Source organism: Sorangium sp. So ce185 (assembly GCF_051526825.1).
Taxonomy (GTDB): Bacteria; Myxococcota_A; Polyangia; order Polyangiales; family Polyangiaceae; genus Sorangium; species Sorangium cellulosum_D.
Genome location: NZ_CP150316.1, coordinates 169,582 through 185,113, shown reverse-complemented (window position 1 = coordinate 185,113; position 15,532 = coordinate 169,582). Strand labels below are relative to the sequence as shown.

10 protein-coding genes are annotated in these 15,532 nt (G+C 72.4%); 5 read left to right on the top strand and 5 right to left on the bottom strand.

What is annotated here, in order from left to right; translation table 11 throughout:
- Window positions 1–221 precede the first annotated feature (221 nt).
- The 3 genes from WMF26_RS00670 to WMF26_RS00660 all read right to left on the bottom strand — a co-directional run bounded on the left by WMF26_RS00670 (window position 222) and on the right by WMF26_RS00660 (window position 2,893).
- Window positions 222–1,247, bottom strand: coding sequence for a DUF3237 domain-containing protein (locus WMF26_RS00670; protein WP_437998712.1), 1,026 nt, complete (start codon window positions 1,245–1,247; stop codon window positions 222–224).
- A gap of 267 nt (window positions 1,248–1,514) precedes the next feature.
- Window positions 1,515–2,540, bottom strand: a complete 1,026-nt coding sequence (locus WMF26_RS00665) for an alpha/beta hydrolase family esterase (RefSeq protein WP_437998711.1) — start codon at window positions 2,538–2,540, stop codon at window positions 1,515–1,517.
- Between the two features lie 230 nt (window positions 2,541–2,770).
- Window positions 2,771–2,893: a hypothetical protein gene (locus WMF26_RS00660; protein ID WP_269084111.1), complete on the bottom strand. Its 123-nt coding sequence runs from the start codon at window positions 2,891–2,893 to the stop codon at window positions 2,771–2,773.
- 833 nt (window positions 2,894–3,726) lie between these two features.
- On the opposite strand from WMF26_RS00660, the gene WMF26_RS00655 reads away from it, so the two are divergent.
- The 5 genes from WMF26_RS00655 to WMF26_RS00635 all read left to right on the top strand — a co-directional run bounded on the left by WMF26_RS00655 (window position 3,727) and on the right by WMF26_RS00635 (window position 12,737).
- Entirely contained in the window at window positions 3,727–5,580 is a 1,854-nt protein-coding gene (locus WMF26_RS00655) for an OmpA family protein (protein ID WP_437998710.1), read from the top strand.
- A complete protein-coding gene (locus tag WMF26_RS00650) occupies window positions 5,577–9,722 on the top strand; it encodes a hypothetical protein (RefSeq protein WP_437998709.1) in 4,146 nt (1,381 codons plus the stop codon). The genes WMF26_RS00655 and WMF26_RS00650 overlap by 4 nt, the downstream gene beginning before the upstream one ends.
- A gap of 101 nt (window positions 9,723–9,823) precedes the next feature.
- A complete protein-coding gene (locus tag WMF26_RS00645) occupies window positions 9,824–10,237 on the top strand; it encodes a PilZ domain-containing protein (RefSeq protein ID WP_061625426.1) in 414 nt (137 codons plus the stop codon).
- Window positions 10,238–10,550: 313 nt separating this feature from the next.
- Window positions 10,551–11,687: a hypothetical protein gene (locus WMF26_RS00640; protein WP_437998708.1), complete on the top strand. Its 1,137-nt coding sequence runs from the start codon at window positions 10,551–10,553 to the stop codon at window positions 11,685–11,687.
- A gap of 189 nt (window positions 11,688–11,876) precedes the next feature.
- Complete coding sequence (locus WMF26_RS00635; RefSeq protein WP_437998707.1) at window positions 11,877–12,737, top strand: class I SAM-dependent methyltransferase; 861 nt, start codon at window positions 11,877–11,879, stop codon at window positions 12,735–12,737.
- Between the two features lie 279 nt (window positions 12,738–13,016).
- Here WMF26_RS00635 and WMF26_RS00630 read toward each other — a convergent pair whose 3' ends face one another.
- Window positions 13,017–13,712, bottom strand: a complete 696-nt coding sequence (locus WMF26_RS00630) for an acetoacetate decarboxylase family protein (RefSeq protein ID WP_437998706.1) — start codon at window positions 13,710–13,712, stop codon at window positions 13,017–13,019.
- A gap of 69 nt (window positions 13,713–13,781) precedes the next feature.
- Entirely contained in the window at window positions 13,782–15,443 is a 1,662-nt protein-coding gene (locus WMF26_RS00625) for an amidase (protein ID WP_437335300.1), read from the bottom strand.
- Window positions 15,444–15,532 lie beyond the last annotated feature (89 nt).

Genomic DNA, 15,532 nt, shown 5'->3' with positions numbered 1-15,532 from the left:
GTAGCGCCGCCGGGAGCTGCCGCCCGCGGAGAGACGATGCTAGGGGATGTCGCGAGGGAATGGCGCGCTTGAAGACGCGTCGCCCGCGTCCTCGAGGCCCGGCGCAGCCCGGCCGCCGCCCCGCGCTCCGCCGCGCCGGAGAGGGTGTCCCCGGCGCACCTGCGGGCGCTGTTCGTCCACGACGTCGGGGCTGCCGCCTGTGCTTCTGTCGACTTGCTGTCCTATTTGCGTTCGTAGAAGGTGAGGCTCACCCCACCCGCCGCCCCGCCGGGGTCGGAGCTCACATACGACTTCGTGTTGAGGATCGCGTAAGGGCCGTCCGCGCGCGTCTCGAAGACCGGCACGAGCGCGCCGAACGGTCCACAGTTCCTCACCACGATGACCTCGCCGTCACTCGACGACAGCGCGTACCTGGCGTCCAGGACCGTGCTCGCTCCGATGAGCTGGTAGTCCGCGCCTCCGGGGAGCACCGAGCCCGAGAGGCCGCTGAGCAGCATGCCACCGGTGACGGTGCCCCCGGTGATGGGAATGATGTTGCGCGTGCCGCGCTTGCTCGCGCCGACGGAGATGGAAGAGCCGAGCGTGACGGTCTCGGTGAACACGCTCGAGCCCCTCGCGCCGGTCGCCGTCGAGCACTCCCACGATTGATGGGGGACGCCCTCGGGATCCTTGAGCTGGATCTTCGGCTCTGCGGCGGCGACGTCGGAGATGTCATAGACGTCGAACTGGATCGTGCCCGCCTCGGCGTCGACGACGCGGGTGCCCGCGAACTTGCCAGTGTTGAGCCACGCGAGCGGGCTCGACGTCGCCACCTCGAAGTCCGGGACGACCCGGACCACCGAATCGCCGGCCGGAGCGACGCCGCAGCTCCGCAAATAGATGAGCGATCCATCGCTCGCCTTCAGGATGTTGATCTGCTCGAGCTCGATGGATCCGTTCGACAGCGTGAGCTCGAGGTCCATGCCGCCGGTGAGGAACGTGGCCTGGATCTTGTCGCCCTCGAGCGTGCCCCCCTTCACGTCGAGGAGGCGGCGGCGTCCGAACTGGGTGGTCCCGACATCGTGGATCTCGCCGAGCTGGAGCGTCGCCCGAAAGACGAGCTCGCCGCGCGTGGGGAGCGGAATGCCGCCGGGCATACCGCAGGTCCACGACGGATCGGGGACGATCGTCGCCTCGCCGCCGCCGCCGCTGCCGCCGCCGCCGTCGCCGACCATCCCGCCGGTGCCGCCGCTGCTAGCGGTCTCCATGGCTCCACCGGTCCCGGCGACTCCGCCGCCCGCGCCGCCCGTGCCGGCGCCGTCACCGGTGCCCGTCGTTCCACCAGGACCGCCCGACGTCGCGCCGCCAGAGCCGCTGCTCGTCGTTCCTGCGCTGCCATCCTCGCTGGACGAACCACACCCGCCAGAGCAGATGCCAAGGACTCCAATCAGCAAGAGCTTTATCGAAACATTCCCGATCTTCATCATCGGATCCACCTATCCAGGCAAGGGCATGTCGCTCGGGCGAGCTCTGATTCAGAACTGCGAAAAGAACTTCCAGATCGACTCACCGGAATTGCTCGGCATGGCGTGGCCGCCGCTGAACTCACACCAGACGACGGGGTAGCCCGCGTCGCAGCCCTCATAGCTGACGCAGGGGCTCGGGTCGACCGGCGTGGTCTGCGAACCGCAACCGTTTCGCTCGAGGAAGACATCGCGAGCGGTCCGACCATTGTCGAGCGGAACCACGTTGTCGGCGTCGCCGTGGGCGCCCCACATGGCCACAGGGTGGTCGCCGTCGTCGCAGCCGCTGTAGAGCGCGCCGGACATGGGGGCGATGGCGCGGAAGACGTCGCCCATCGCGCAGCCGATCGCGTAGGACATCATGCCGCCGTAGCTGAACCCCGTCGAAAAGATCCGGCTCTCGTCGATGCAGAGCTCGGCGCGGAGGCGGTCGAGCATGGCGCGGAGGAACGCGATGTCGCGGCCCCCCGAGTTCGCCCAGCCCTGGTCGATGCCCTCGGGCGAGACGAAGATCGCCGAGCCGGCGGCGCGGCTCTGGAGGCCGTAGTAGCCGCCGCCGAAGCCGGTCGCGACCTGCTCGGCCGAGCCGCCGCGGGGATGCCAGGCGAAGATCAGCCGGTAAGCACGGTTCGCATCGTAGCCGTCCGGTACGGCGAGGATGTACTCGCGCGTCGTGCCCCCGACATCGATGCTGAAGCGGCCGCTCGTCGGCGCCGTCGCGCTGCCGCAACCGGCGCTCTGCGTATCGCCCCCGGAACCGCCCGAGCCAGAGCCGGCGCCCGAGCCGCCCGCGCCAGCTTCCCCCGAGCCCGGGCGCCCGCCGCTGCCGCCAACCCCCGCCGACGAGCCGACCGTCGCCGACGAGCCGACCGTCGCCGACGAGCCACCCGTGCCGGAGCCGCTCGCGCCAGGCCCGGTGAGCCCTCCAGCGCTGCCGCCGCCGTCGGTCGTCCCATCTCCTTGGCTGGTGGAGCAGGCCAGCGCCGCGAGCGCGACGAGCCCTGGAGCGATCGCGCCCCAATTTCGAAGCGTTTCCATTCGCCCTCGCCTCCCTGTCCCGAGATCACCGTCCGTCGCCGCGTCACCCGGTGCGGGTGACCGCAACGACGTCGTACCCGAGCGCTCTGGCGCGAGGCATAGGCATACCCGCCTATGCCCCGATGCGGAACGTCACGCCGACACGGGTGGACTGGACGATCCGCGCGAGCGTCGCCTTCGAACGCGCACCGCCCAGCGCGCGACGCCGATCTCTCCCGCCTGTCGCCCCCTCACCCGGTCCACGCCGCCCAGACCTCGTCGCGCTCCACGCGCGGGGCGCGCTCGACCACCAGCCTGGCAAACACGGTCGGGTGCGGGACGCGGTCGAGGCGCACCGTCCGCCAGGGGAACACGGAGCGCGATCCGCAGGCCCGGGTGGCGCAGCGCCGAGGCCGCGAGCACGGTAGAGCCCGCCAGTCCGGACCGGAGCGACCCCCAAAAGCCTTGCCAGCCGGCGATGAACGCGCCGAAGATGCTCGTGAACGACAGGAGCAGCGCGCCGCGCCCCGCGTGGAACAGCGCATAGCGCCGGTGCACGGCGTGACCGGTGCACGGCGTGACCGGTGCACGGCGTGACCGGTGCGGAGCTTGCCGAGGCGTGGCTCGTCGGGAGGCGCCGTGGGGCGCTCCGCCGGCTGGCGAGATGGGTGCGGCTCCACGAACGCGGCGTAGCACGGAGGCCGCCGCGACCGTGAGAAAAGCACGCCAGCGCCGGCGCGCGGCCCCCTCGAGCCCGTCACGCCGCCAAGCATCGGTGCCAGTGCGGGCGACAGCGCGACCGGATGACGCGTGGCTGCACGGCGCCCCCCGATGCGCGTGGGCCGCAGCGCTGATGTCTGTAGACCTCTATCGCCCCGCCGCCGAGCCGCCATGAGGCCCAGAGTCGCCAGAGCTCGCCGGCGCCGCGCGCGCCGAGAGGCGTGCACAACGCTTGCATAGGCCCGGCAGCGACATCGCTGCGAAGCCCGGGTCGCAGCAGGAGCCGACCTGTCGAGGCCGATGCGAATTCGGCCGGCCGCCCATCGAAAAGTCCACCGATGACGGCCGGCGGAGAATATAAGACGGCCCGGGATTCGAGGCAGCTGTCCGCTCCTCCACGTCGAGGACGCGGTGTTTCCCCCAACGTGCCTGCGCGCCGGTGCAGTCGACGGCCGCTCGCCCCACGCCCCCATAGGTGATCCTGCGCATGAGAGTCCATTTCCCCCCTCGATGGATCTGCGGCGCCGCCGCCCTAGCGGCGGCGGCGTGGGCCGCGCCAGCGTCCGCTCAGGAGGCGGGACCGGCGCGCGGCCTCGCGCTCGACCGCTTCAACCCAGCGCCAGCGGGCGACCGGATGTTCAGCGTGGCGTCGCCGTACGCGGCCTCGCCGCACCAGGACGGCAGCCCCACGCTCCACCTCGCCCTGCTCGGCGACTACGCCCACAACCCGCTCGTGCTCACGCGCGTGGGCACCGAAGACCACCTCGGCGCCATCGTGGGGCACCAGCTGTTCCTGCACCTGAACGGCTCGCTGTCGCTCTGGGACCGGCTGCACATCAACGTCGACGTGCCGCTCGCCGTGCTGCAGGAGGGCGATAGCCCGGCGGCCGAGGGGCTCTCGTTCGCCTCGCCGAGCGGCGCGCAGCTCGGCGATCTCCGGGTCGGGCTGCGCCTGCGCCTGCTCGGCGACTACTTCGACCCGTTCCAGCTCGCCGTCGGCGGCTACGTCTGGTTCCCGACCGGCGGCGGCGAAGGCTCGTTCGTGGGCGAGGACTCGGTGCGCGGCATGCCGCAGCTCATCGCCGGCGGCCGGATCCCGGGCTTCGTCTGGTCGGCCGCGGCCGGCGTCGATCTGCGCCCGGCGCAGACGTTCGCGCAGGTGCGGCAGGGCCTGATGTTCAACGGCGGCGCGGGCGTCGGCCTGCTGCTGCTGCCCGAGGAGCAGCTCCAGATCGGGCCCGAGGTGACGGTGTCGACCGTGCTGGAGGAGCCGGAGGCGCGCAACACGAACGTCGAGGCGCTGCTCGGCCTGCGCTACCGCTTCGCGCCGGCGGTCCGCGACTTCGAGATCGGCGTCGCGGCCGGCCCCGGCTTCACGTCGGGCATCGGCACCCCGGACTTCCGCGCGGTCGCGATGCTCGCGTACTCGCCCGAGGTCCGGCGCGAGGACCCCGACCGCGACAAGGACGGCATCGTCAACGAGAAGGACGCCTGCCCGGACGTGCCCGGCGTCGGCGACCCCGATCCCAAGAAGAACGGCTGCCCGCCGTCGGATCGCGACGAGGACGGCATCCTCGACCGCGTCGACGCGTGCCCGGACACGGCCGGCATCGCGAACGACGACCCGAAGAAGCACGGCTGCCCGCCGCCCGGGGACCGCGACAAGGACGGCATCACCGACGACGTCGACGCGTGCCCGGACCAGGCCGGCCCGAGCAACGAGGACCCGAAGAAGCACGGCTGCCCGCCGCCGCCCGACAAGGACGGCGACGGCGTGATCGACGCGGAGGACGCCTGCCCCGATATCCCCGGGCTCCGCACCTCGGATCCGGCGACGAACGGCTGCCCCGGCGATCGCGACGGCGACACGGTGCGCGACGACAAGGACGCCTGCCCCGACGAGAAGGGCAAGCCCGACCCGGATCCGGCGAAGAACGGCTGCCCCGTGGCGGTGCGCGTCACCGAGCAGGAGATCGTCATCCTGCAGCAGGTGCAGTTCGACACCGGCAAGGCGACCATCAAGAAGGCGAGCGACGAGCTCCTCGACGAGGTCGCGGGTGTGCTGAAGGAGCACCCGGAGATCACCAAGATCGAGGTGCAGGGGCACACAGACCCGCGCGGCGGACGCGCGTACAATATCCGGCTCAGCCAGGCGAGGGCCGAGTCGGTCACGAAGGCGCTGGTCCAGCGCGGCATCGAGGCCGAGCGGCTCGCGTCGAAGGGCTACGGGCCTGACGTCCCGATCGCGGAGAACGACACCGAAGAGGGACGCCAGAAGAACCGCCGCGTGCAGTTCAAGATCCTCGAGAAGAAGCCGAAGCAGCAGCAGGAGGCGCCGTGAAGAGACGTTACGTCATAGGTGGTCTTGTCGGGCTCGCCGTGGTGGCCGGGCAGGGCGGCGCAGCGCACGCCGATCCCGAGCGGCTCTTGGAGGTCAGCCAGAGGGGTGACTTCCTCCTGATCGGCAACACGCTCGGATACGAGTGCGGCTCGGATGTGACTCTGCCGGCCCCTGTCGTCGGCACTGTGCCGGAGGAGTGCGGCGGGAGCGGCAACACCGACACCTCGCCCGATATTTTCTGGCGCTCCGACTCGCCCACGGCAGGGGCGGCGGAGGCGAACCGAGGCATCGCCGCGGACCAGGCGCGGAGCACGGCCTGGCTCCAGGTGCCGGCCGGCGCCAGCGTCACGCACGCGTTCCTCTACTGGGGCGCGCACACGGCAGCCAACGCGGGCGCGGACACGACGGTGACGCTCGATCGGCCTGGCGCGGGCGGCTTCTCCGCGGAGATCGTCGCCGCCGCGCCCTCCGGGGGCTCGTTCACCGCGTCGTCAGAACCGGGCGTTCCAGCGGCGCCACACGCGTATTACCAGTCGTACTCGGACATCACCGCGCTCGTGCAGGCGAACGGTACCGGCGCCTACCGGGTGAGCGGCGTCAGCACCAAGGCCTTCGGGGACAACGACAACAACAACTTCGCCGGTTGGTGGATGGTCGTGTTCTACGAGCTCGCCTCGGAGCCGCCGCGCCACCTCGCGCTCTTCCACGGCCTCGACGCGGTGAACACCGGGAATTCCCGGGAGGCCACCCTGGACGGGTTCCTGGTGCCGGCGGCGGGCTACGACGCGAAGATCGGCCTGGTCGCCTTCGAGGGGGACCTGGCCCATACCGGAGACCAGTTCTTCTTCAACGGAGGGGCCGCGCTCAGCAACGCCCAGAACCCGGTCTCCAACTTCTTCAACGGCACGCGCTCCAGCCTCGGGGGGCTGGTCTCGGTCGACGGCGATCTGCCCCAGCTGACGGGCGCCGCCGGAACCATGTCCGGCATGGACATCGACGTGCTCGACATCACCCCCAAGGTGTCCCCGGGCCAGACGTCGGCGCCCATCGTGGCGTCGAGCAACGGCGATCTGTACTTCCTCGCCGGCTTCATCACCTCGATCTCGACCTTCAAGCCGGAGTTCACGTCCTCCACGAAGGCGGCTCGCGACGTGAACGGCGGGTCGCTGCTCCCCGGCGACACGATCGAGTACACGATCGTGATCCGCAACACGGGCAACGACGCGTCGGTCAACACCGTGATGACCGATCCGCTGCCCGCGGGCGTGTCCTACGTGCCGGGCTCGCTGGCGATCGCGGCGGGGCCGAACATGGGCGCCAAGACGGACGCGGCCGGCGACGATCAAGGCGAGTACGACGCCACGAGCCGCACCGTCACGGTGCGGGTCGGCGATGGCGCGACCGGCGCGACCGGGGGAACGATCGCGGTCAACGGGACGACCACCGTGACCTTCCGGGTTACGGTCGACGCCGGCGCCACGGGGCTGATCGAGAACCAGGCGATCATCAACGCCGCCGGGCAGCAGGGCGCGCCCAACGAGGAGACGCCGACCGACGGCGACGACGAGACCGGCGGCCCCCAGCCGACCGACGTCGTCATCGACGAGTGCGAGACCGACGCGCAGTGCGAAGGGGACACGCCGCACTGCGACACCGCGGCGACGCCCAACGCGTGCGTCGAGTGCACCACGGACGCGCAGTGCGGGCCGCTGACCCCGCAGTGCGACCTCGATGGCAACGTCTGCGTCTGCGAGCCGACGGGCGCCGAGATCTGCACCGACGCGATCGACAACGACTGCGACGGGGTCATCAACAACGGCTGCGACGCGGACGATGACGGGATCGACGATCTCGTCGAGGTCGACGGCGGCACCGACCCGAACGACGCGGACAGCGACGACGACGGCGTGCCCGACGGGCAGGAGCCGCGCTGGAACGAGGACACCGACGGCGACGGCCTCATCAACGCGCTCGACCCGGACAGCGACAACGACGGGCTGTTCGACGGCACCGAGCTCGGCCTGCCCTGCGATAACCCGGCCACCAACGCGGCCGCGGGCCACTGCCGCGCCGACGGGGACGAGGGGGCGACCAAGACCGACCCGCTCGACGCCGACAGCGACGACGGCGGCGTGTCCGACGGGAACGAGGACGTCGACCTCGACGGCGTCATCGACGAGGGCGAGACCGATCCGAACAGCGGCGAGGACGACGCGACCCCGCCGGTGGACTCCGACGGCGACGGGCTGAGCGACGCGCTGGAGGAGACGATCGGGACCGATCCGAACGACGCCGACAGCGACGACGACGGCGTGATCGACGGCGACGAGCCGAACTTCAGCGACGACACGGACGGCGACGGCCTCATCAACGCGCTCGACGTCGACAGCGACAACGACGGGCTGTTCGACGGCACCGAGCTCGGGCTGGGCTGCGACAACCCGGCCACCAACACGGAAGCGGGCCACTGCATCGCCGACGCGGACGAGGGGGCAACCAAGACCTCGCCGCTCGACGCGGACACCGACGACGGCGGCGTGACCGACGGCAACGAGGATATCGACCGCAACGGCGTGATCGACGCGGATGAGACCGACCCGAACGACGGCGGCGACGACCTGCCGATGGTCGACACCGACGGCGACGGGCTGATCGACGCGCTCGAGACCGAGATCGGCACCGACCCGAACGACGCGGACAGCGACGACGACGGCGTGATCGACGGCGACGAGCCGAACTTCCGCGACGATCACGACGGCGACGGGCTCATCAACGCGCTCGACCCCGACAGCGACGACGACGGGCTGTTCGACGGCACCGAGCTCGGCCTGCCCTGCGGCCTCGAGGCCACCGATCCCGAGGCGGAGAGCTGCATCGCGGACGCCGACCCGGAGACGAAGACGCACCCGCTCGATCGGGACACGGACGACGGCGGCGTGCCCGACGGCGTGGAGGACGCGAACCACAACGGCGCCATCGACGAGGGCGAGACCGATCCGAACAACGGCGACGACGACCCCGTGGCGGACGATCGCGACGGCGACGGGCTGCCCGACGCGGTGGAGGAGATGATCGGGAGCGATCCGGACGACGCCGACAGCGACGACGACGGCGTGCCCGACGGGCAGGAGCCGCGCCCCGGTGAGGACACCGACGGCGACGGGCTCATCAACGTGCTCGACGTGGACAGCGACAACGACGGGCTGTTCGACGGCACCGAGCTCGGGCTGGGCTGCGACCACGAGGGCACGAACGCGGACGCGGGCCACTGCCGCCCTGACGCGGACAACGGCGCGACGAAGACCGACCCGCTCGACGCGGACACGGACGACGGCGGCGTGCCCGACGGCCAGGAGGACGTGAACCTCAACGGCGCCATCGACGAGGGCGAGACCGATCCCAACAACGGCGACGACGACGGGATGCCGGCGGACACCGACGGCGACGGGCTGAGCGACGCGGTCGAGGAGGAGATCGGCACCGATCCGAACGACGCGGACAGCGACGACGACGGCGTGCTCGACGGCGACGAGCCGAACTTCAGCGACGACCACGACGGCGACGGGCTGATCAACGCGCTCGACCCCGACAGCGACGGCGACGGGCTGTTCGACGGCACCGAGCTCGGGCACGACTGCGCCGACGCGGCGACCGACCCGGAAGCGGGGACCTGCATCCCGGACGCCGACCCGACGACGACCACGAACCCGCTCGACGCGGACACGGACGACGGCGGGGTGAAGGACGGCGACGAGGACGCGAACCACAACGGCGCGATCGACGCGGGCGAGACCGATCCCAACGACGGCGACGACGATCAGACCGACGCGTGCAGGCAGGACAGCGACTGCGGCGGTCCGACGAGCGGGTCGATCTGCGTGGATCATGCCTGCGTGGACGGCTGCCGCGGCGCCGACGGCAACAGCTGCCCGTCCGGCGAGGTGTGCAGCTCGACCGACAGCGCGCCGGGCACCTGCGGGCCCGCCGAGGCGAACGATCCGACCGGCATCTTCGCCGAGGGCAACGGCCTCTGCACCGCGCGGCCCGGCCCCGCGGGCAACGCCCGGAGCGCGGGAGCGCTCCTGCCCATGCTCGCCGCCCTCGCCGGCCTCGCCCTGCGCCGGCGCCGCACGGGCCGCTAGCGAACGCGAGAGGGCCCCGCCGCGGCGCGGGGCCCTCTCATGTAGTTTTCTTGCCCACCTGTAGCGCTCCTCCGTAGCGTACCGCGCCGAGGAGAACCACCATGGAGATGCTGCTCGCCAGCGAGCGCCGCGTCACGCGCCGCGCTGCGATCGTGGAGTGCCATGCCGTGCGCGAGCGGGGCTTCCGGCTGCTCGGGACCCGGGCGATCGACCTGTCCGTCGACGGCATGCTCGTGCTGACGAGCGCCCGCGCGCTCACGGGCGAGCCGGTGATCGTCTCGTTCCGGCTCCCGGACACGGACGTCTGGATCGACGCGACGGCGACGATCGCGCGCACCCTGCACGGCCGGCGCGAGGGCGACCCGGGCCGCGCCGTGGGCCTGCGCTTCGATCCGCTCGACAGCGCGTCGAGCCGTCGCCTCCGCGCGGCGCTCGAGCGCTTCCCGCCGACCTACCCGTACCGCGCGCAGCGCGTCGATTATGCGGCGACGGCCGCGATGATCGCGCTCAGCTGATCGGCGCGCAGGCGAGCGGGCCGACATCGCCCCTCGCGAGACGGCCGCCTGCGCGCGGCGACATCGCCCCTCGCGTCGACAGGCGCCTCGCACGCCCGTTCGCCACACAACCTGTCTTCCTGCGCCCACGACGGCCGGCGCGAGCGTTCACCACACAAATTCGCGGCAGGAACGATAAGCCATCTTTGGCGTGAGCGCGCGCGAGCATTGACTCGCTGGAGACCACAGCTACCCTGGTCATCGCGCAACAGGCGAGCATCCGCACACCGCCGCGCGAGCCTCACGGCCGCGCGGCGCAGCAACGGAGTCGACCATGCAAACGTTCCTTCGATTCGCGCGAGCGATCGCGGCGGCGGCGCTGCTCTGCGCCGTCGCCGCCCCGGCCGAGGCGCAGGTGCTGGGGCCGGCGCCCGAGGGCTGCACCGACGAGGTCCTCCCGAGCGGCGCGCGCATCCGCCTCTGCATTCCCCGTCGCGGATGGAACGGCGACCTCCTCGTGTGGGCGCACGGGTATGTCTCCCCTCTCCAGCCCCTCGACTTCTACAGCTTCTCGTTCCCCGAGGGGTTCAACCCGCAGGAGGCCGCGCTGAGCCGCGGTTTCGCCTTCGCGACGACGAGCTATCGGCGGAACGGGCTCGCGATCCTCCCGGGGGTCGAGGACGTCCGGCAGCTCGTCGCGGCGTTCCGCGCGAGGGCGGCTCCGGCGCACACGTACCTGTTCGGCGTCTCCGAAGGCGGCCTCGTCACGACGCTCTCGCTCGAGCGGTATCCGGAGCTGTACAGCGGCGGGCTGGCCATGTGCGGGCCCATCGGCAGCTTCCGGGAGCAGCTCAACTACTTCGGCGATTTCCGGGCCCTCTTCGATTATTTCTTTCCCGGCGTGCTCCCCGGCAGCGCCATCCAGATTCCCCCGGAGGTGATCGCCGGCTGGTTCACCGTCTACCTGCCCAAGGTGCAGGCCGCCATCGCCGCGAACCCGAGCGCGGCCAGGCAGCTCGTCCGCACCGCGAAGGCGGCCATCGACCCCGACGACCCGGAGACCATCGCGACGACCATCGTGAGCGTGCTCCAGTTCAACATCTTCGCCACGAACGACGCGGTCGAGCAGCTCGGGGGAAACCCCTACGACAACCGCGGGCGCCTCTACTTCGGCTCGCACGACGATCTCTTGCTCAACCTGCGGGTCGAGCGCTTCGCCGCCTCGGCGCGCGCGCTCCGGAGCGTCGCCGAGCACGAGACCACCGGCGACGTGTCGCTCCCGCTGGTGACGCTCCACACCACCCTGGACCCGATCGTCCCCTACTGGCACGAGCCGCTCTACCTGCTCAAGGTCGACACCTCGGACCGCGGCGTCGTGGTCCCTCTCCCGGTCCACCGCTATGGCCACTGCGCTCTGACCAACGAAGAGATCCTGGGCTCTCTGAAGCTCCTCCTCGCCCTCGGCCGCTGAGCGCGCGCCCCGCCCGGCCAGAGCGCGCGGCGCTCATCCCTGCATCCATGCAGCCACACCTAGCCCGGAGCGCGGCGGCCAATCGGCGGAGCCGCAACCGTGGCGGTGTGGAACCTGACCGAGATCGGAGGTACCTCTCGGGGGCCGCCGGCAAAGGCCGCCGCGCGCGCATCGAAAGGAGCTCGAGCGATGATCACGGTCTCCGGGCCGAACGCCGATCAGATCCAGTACTGGAACGAGGTCGGCGGGCCGAAGTGGGTGGCCCTCCACGACGTCATCTCGGCGCAGATCCGGCCGCTCGGCGCCCTCGCCATGGATCGCGCCAGGATCGCCGCGGGCGAGCGCGTCCTCGACGTCGGCTGCGGCATCGGCGACACGACGCTCGAGCTAGGCCGTCGCGTCGGCCCCTCGGGCGCCGTGCTCGGCGTGGACGTCTCGGCGCCGATGCTGGACAGGGCGCGCGCGGCGGCGCAGGCAGCGGGCGCCGCGAACGTGGCCTTCGAGAACGCGGACGCGCAGACCGCGGCGCTGCCCGGGCCGTTCGATGTCCTCTACTCGCGCTTCGGGGTGATGTTCTTCGCCGACCCCGCGGCGGCCTTCGCGAACCTCCGGAAGGCGCTGCGGCGCGGCGCGCGGCTCGCGTTCGTCTGCTGGCGACCGCTCCAGGAGAACCCCTGGCTGCTGGTGCCGACCCTGACCGTGGGCAGGCACCTCCCGCTGCCGCAGCCCGATCCGCACGCGCCCGGCCCGTTCGCGCTCGCCGACGCGGCGCGCGTCGTCGACGTCCTCTCGCGCGCGGGGTTCGTCCGGGTGCATTGCGAGCCGATCGACCAGGAGCTCTCGGTCGCAGGCGGGAGATCGCTCGACGAGACCGTCGATTTCCTCCTGAAGATGGGTCCGGCGTCCGCCGCGCTGCGCGAGGCGAACGCCACGCCGGAGCTCGTCGAGCGCGTGCGCGCCGACCTGCGCGAGGCCATCGCGCCCCACGCGGGCCCCGAGGGCGTGCGCATGGGCAGCGCCGTGTGGGTCGTGACGGCGGCCGCGGAGTGACGGAGCGGCGAGGCGGACATTCCCCTCCTTGCTTCCAACATCCTGTTTTGAGGTGACTATCTCGCTACCGGGGCCGAGTAGTGGTCAAAATTGAACATGAAGGCGGGAAGGCGGGAAGAAAACCTTAATGATCTTCCCGCCTTCCCGCCTTCATGTGGACTCTCTCTGGGCAAAGTTGACCACTACCCCGCCGAGGTGGCGCCGCGCCGGGGCGCTGAGCGCGCCGCGCCGGGGCGCTGAGCGCGCCGCGCCGGGCGCGAACGTCGCGCGGCCTCGGGCTCAGGCGACGTCGGGGAGCTCGACGTCGGCCGCCGGGAACTCGGCCCGGAAGCCGGAGAGCCGGACGGCGAACACGACCCGCCCGGCGTCGATGGGCGGCATGCGCGCCGGGTCGACGCGCGCGTCGAGCAGGCGCGCGCGGCGGACGCGCCCGGACGCGGTCGGCGTGCAGAAGTAATCGTGCCCGTCCCGGTGGTGCACGAGCCCGCGGAGGCGCGCGGGCACGAGCGCGCTCGAGGCGGGCAGGCTCGGGCCCGCGGCCGCGAAGCGCACGTCGGCGAAGACGTCGCCCCCCTGCGACGCCCGGAGCCGCTCGGCGCCGTCGGCCTCGCGCGCGAGATCGAAATCGGCGCGCTCCTTCGGGATACCCCAGTTGACCTGGCCGCCCACCACGCTCTCCCACGAGCTGACGTAGATCTTGCTGATCGACCAGCGCAGGCCGCGGCGCGTGCGGTAGCGCCCGGGGATGAACAGGAGCTCGCGATAAGGCCCCACGTTCGACGACGTGTAGTCGAGCGCCATGAGCAGGCTGTAGCGCCCGTCGAAGCGCGGGCGGAGCGCCTCCGGGATGAAGCACCGCTCCCGGAGCAGGCGCTCCGGGAGCTCGAGCATCGCGATGTAGGCGTCGCCGGTCAGCGTCCACGGCGCCGGAGCACTCTCGACGTCAGGAGGATGACTTCCGGCGCTCTGACCCATTCCAGATCTCCGTGGACTCGATGGAACGAGGCGACACTCTATCACGGTCGAGCAGCGTCAGCGGTGCCGCTACCCGAGCAGGTCGATGCCTCCCGGGGGCCGCGGGGCGACGGCGAGCTCGGACCGCTCGAGGTGGGCGAGGACGGCGAGGACCGCCGCCTCGTCCCAGGCGTCGCCGATGATCTGCAGGCCGATGGGCAGGCGCTCGGCGTCGATGCCGACGGGCGCGGTGCCGGCGGGGAGGCCGGTGAGGTTGGCGAGGAAGGCGAAGCGGCACACCCCGTCGAGGGCCGCGGGATCGAGGAAGGCGCGCCCCTCCTCGGCCTCCTGGTAGCGGGGCGCGGTGATCGCGGTCGTCGGGAGCGCGAGCACGTCGACGCCGGCGAGGGCCCGCGCCACCTCGCGCCGCATCCCCGCGCGGAGCCGCGCGGCGTCGCGCCGCTCGCGCTCGGTGACGCCCGAGAGCACGCTGAAGGTGACGCGCAGGTCCTCGCTGATGAGGTCGCGCTGCTCCCGAAAGGCGCGCTGGTGGGCCTCGAGCGACTCGGGGCCGATGACGAGGTAGCCGATCTGCGCCGCGTACCGGGCGATCGGGATCTGCACGTCCACGAGGACGGCCCCCTCGCGCTCGAGCGCGCGCAGCGCGCCCCGGCACGCGCTCGCGATCGGGACGCTGGCGTCGCGCCACTCCGCCTCGTCCACGCCGATGCGCAGGCCGCGCACGCCGGCGCCGAGGAGCGCGCCGAAGCCGCCGGGCGGCGGCGGGGGCGCCCACGCGGTGAGGTCGTCGTCGGGGTCGGGCTCGCTCGCGACGGCGTCGAGGAAGAGGGCGAGGTCGGCCGCGCTGCAGGCGATCGGGCCGGCGTGGGCGACCGAGCCCTTGAAGCCGTCGCCGGCGCGGCTCACGCGGCCGAAGGTGGGCTTGAGGCCGAAGACGCCGTTCAGCGCGGCGGGCGTCCGGATCGAGCCGCCGCCGTCGCCGCCGGCGGCGAGCGGCGCGAGCCCGAGCGCGACGCCCACGGCGGAGCCGGTGGAGGAGCCGCCGGCGGCGCGCTCGCTGTGGTGCGGGTTGTGGGGCATGCGCTGGTGGACGTTGTTGCCGAGCGGCGACATCCCCCACTCGGTCAGCACCGTCTTGCAGAGGAGCACGGCGCCCGCCTGGCGGAGCCGGGCGACGACGGCGGCGTCGCGCGGCGCGGGCGCGAGCGGGCCGCAGCGCGAGCCGAGCGTGGTCGCGAGGCCCTCGACGTCGAACTCGTCCTTGACGAGGAAGGGCACGCCGTCGAGGGGGCCGCGCGCCCTGCGGGCGGCGTGGCGCGCGGCCGCCGCGTCGGCGTCGCGGAGCGCCGCCTCGCGCGCGGCGGCGACGGCGATGTTCATGCACGGGCGCTGCGCGGCGAGCGCGTCGATCTCGGACAGGGCGCGCTCGACCACGCGGCGCGGGTCGGCGGCGCCCTGGCGGTAGGCCGCCGCGTAGGCGAGCGAGGTCCTGGGCCAGTCGCGGCGCGGGAGCGCGCCGAGCGCGGCGTCGCCCCAGCGCCGCGGCGCCGCGGCCTGGATCGGGCGGGCCTGCGCGGGGATCTCGTCGCGCCATGCTTCCGGGAGCGACGCGAGGCGGTCGATGCCCAGGGTGCGCTTCAGCACCTTCCGGAGCGCGGCGGACGATCCGGGCGCCTCGGCCGCGAGGCGCGCTGCGGTGAGCGCGCGGCCCGTGAGTCGGGGTACCTTCATGCGGCGCAGCTTACTCGACGGACCCCGTCGCGCGGCGGGCCGCGATCGCGGTGCGCGTCGAGATCGCGCCGGGGGCGGCGGGGGCGCGG

What these genes read in the sequence shown, in the direction of transcription:
- WMF26_RS00665 (WP_437998711.1), bottom strand. Translation starts at nt 2,540, where the DNA reads ATGGAAACGCTTCGAAATTGGGGCGCGATCGCTCCAGGGCTCGTCGCG.
- WMF26_RS00645 (WP_061625426.1), top strand. Translation starts at nt 9,824, where the DNA reads ATGGAGATGCTGCTCGCCAGCGAGCGCCGCGTCACGCGCCGCGCTGCG.
- WMF26_RS00670 (WP_437998712.1), bottom strand. Translation starts at nt 1,247, where the DNA reads ATGGAGACCGCTAGCAGCGGCGGCACCGGCGGGATGGTCGGCGACGGC.
- WMF26_RS00655 (WP_437998710.1), top strand. Translation starts at nt 3,727, where the DNA reads ATGAGAGTCCATTTCCCCCCTCGATGGATCTGCGGCGCCGCCGCCCTA.
- WMF26_RS00635 (WP_437998707.1), top strand. Translation starts at nt 11,877, where the DNA reads ATGATCACGGTCTCCGGGCCGAACGCCGATCAGATCCAGTACTGGAAC.
- WMF26_RS00625 (WP_437335300.1), bottom strand. Translation starts at nt 15,443, where the DNA reads ATGAAGGTACCCCGACTCACGGGCCGCGCGCTCACCGCAGCGCGCCTC.
- WMF26_RS00630 (WP_437998706.1), bottom strand. Translation starts at nt 13,712, where the DNA reads ATGGGTCAGAGCGCCGGAAGTCATCCTCCTGACGTCGAGAGTGCTCCG.
- WMF26_RS00640 (WP_437998708.1), top strand. Translation starts at nt 10,551, where the DNA reads ATGCAAACGTTCCTTCGATTCGCGCGAGCGATCGCGGCGGCGGCGCTG.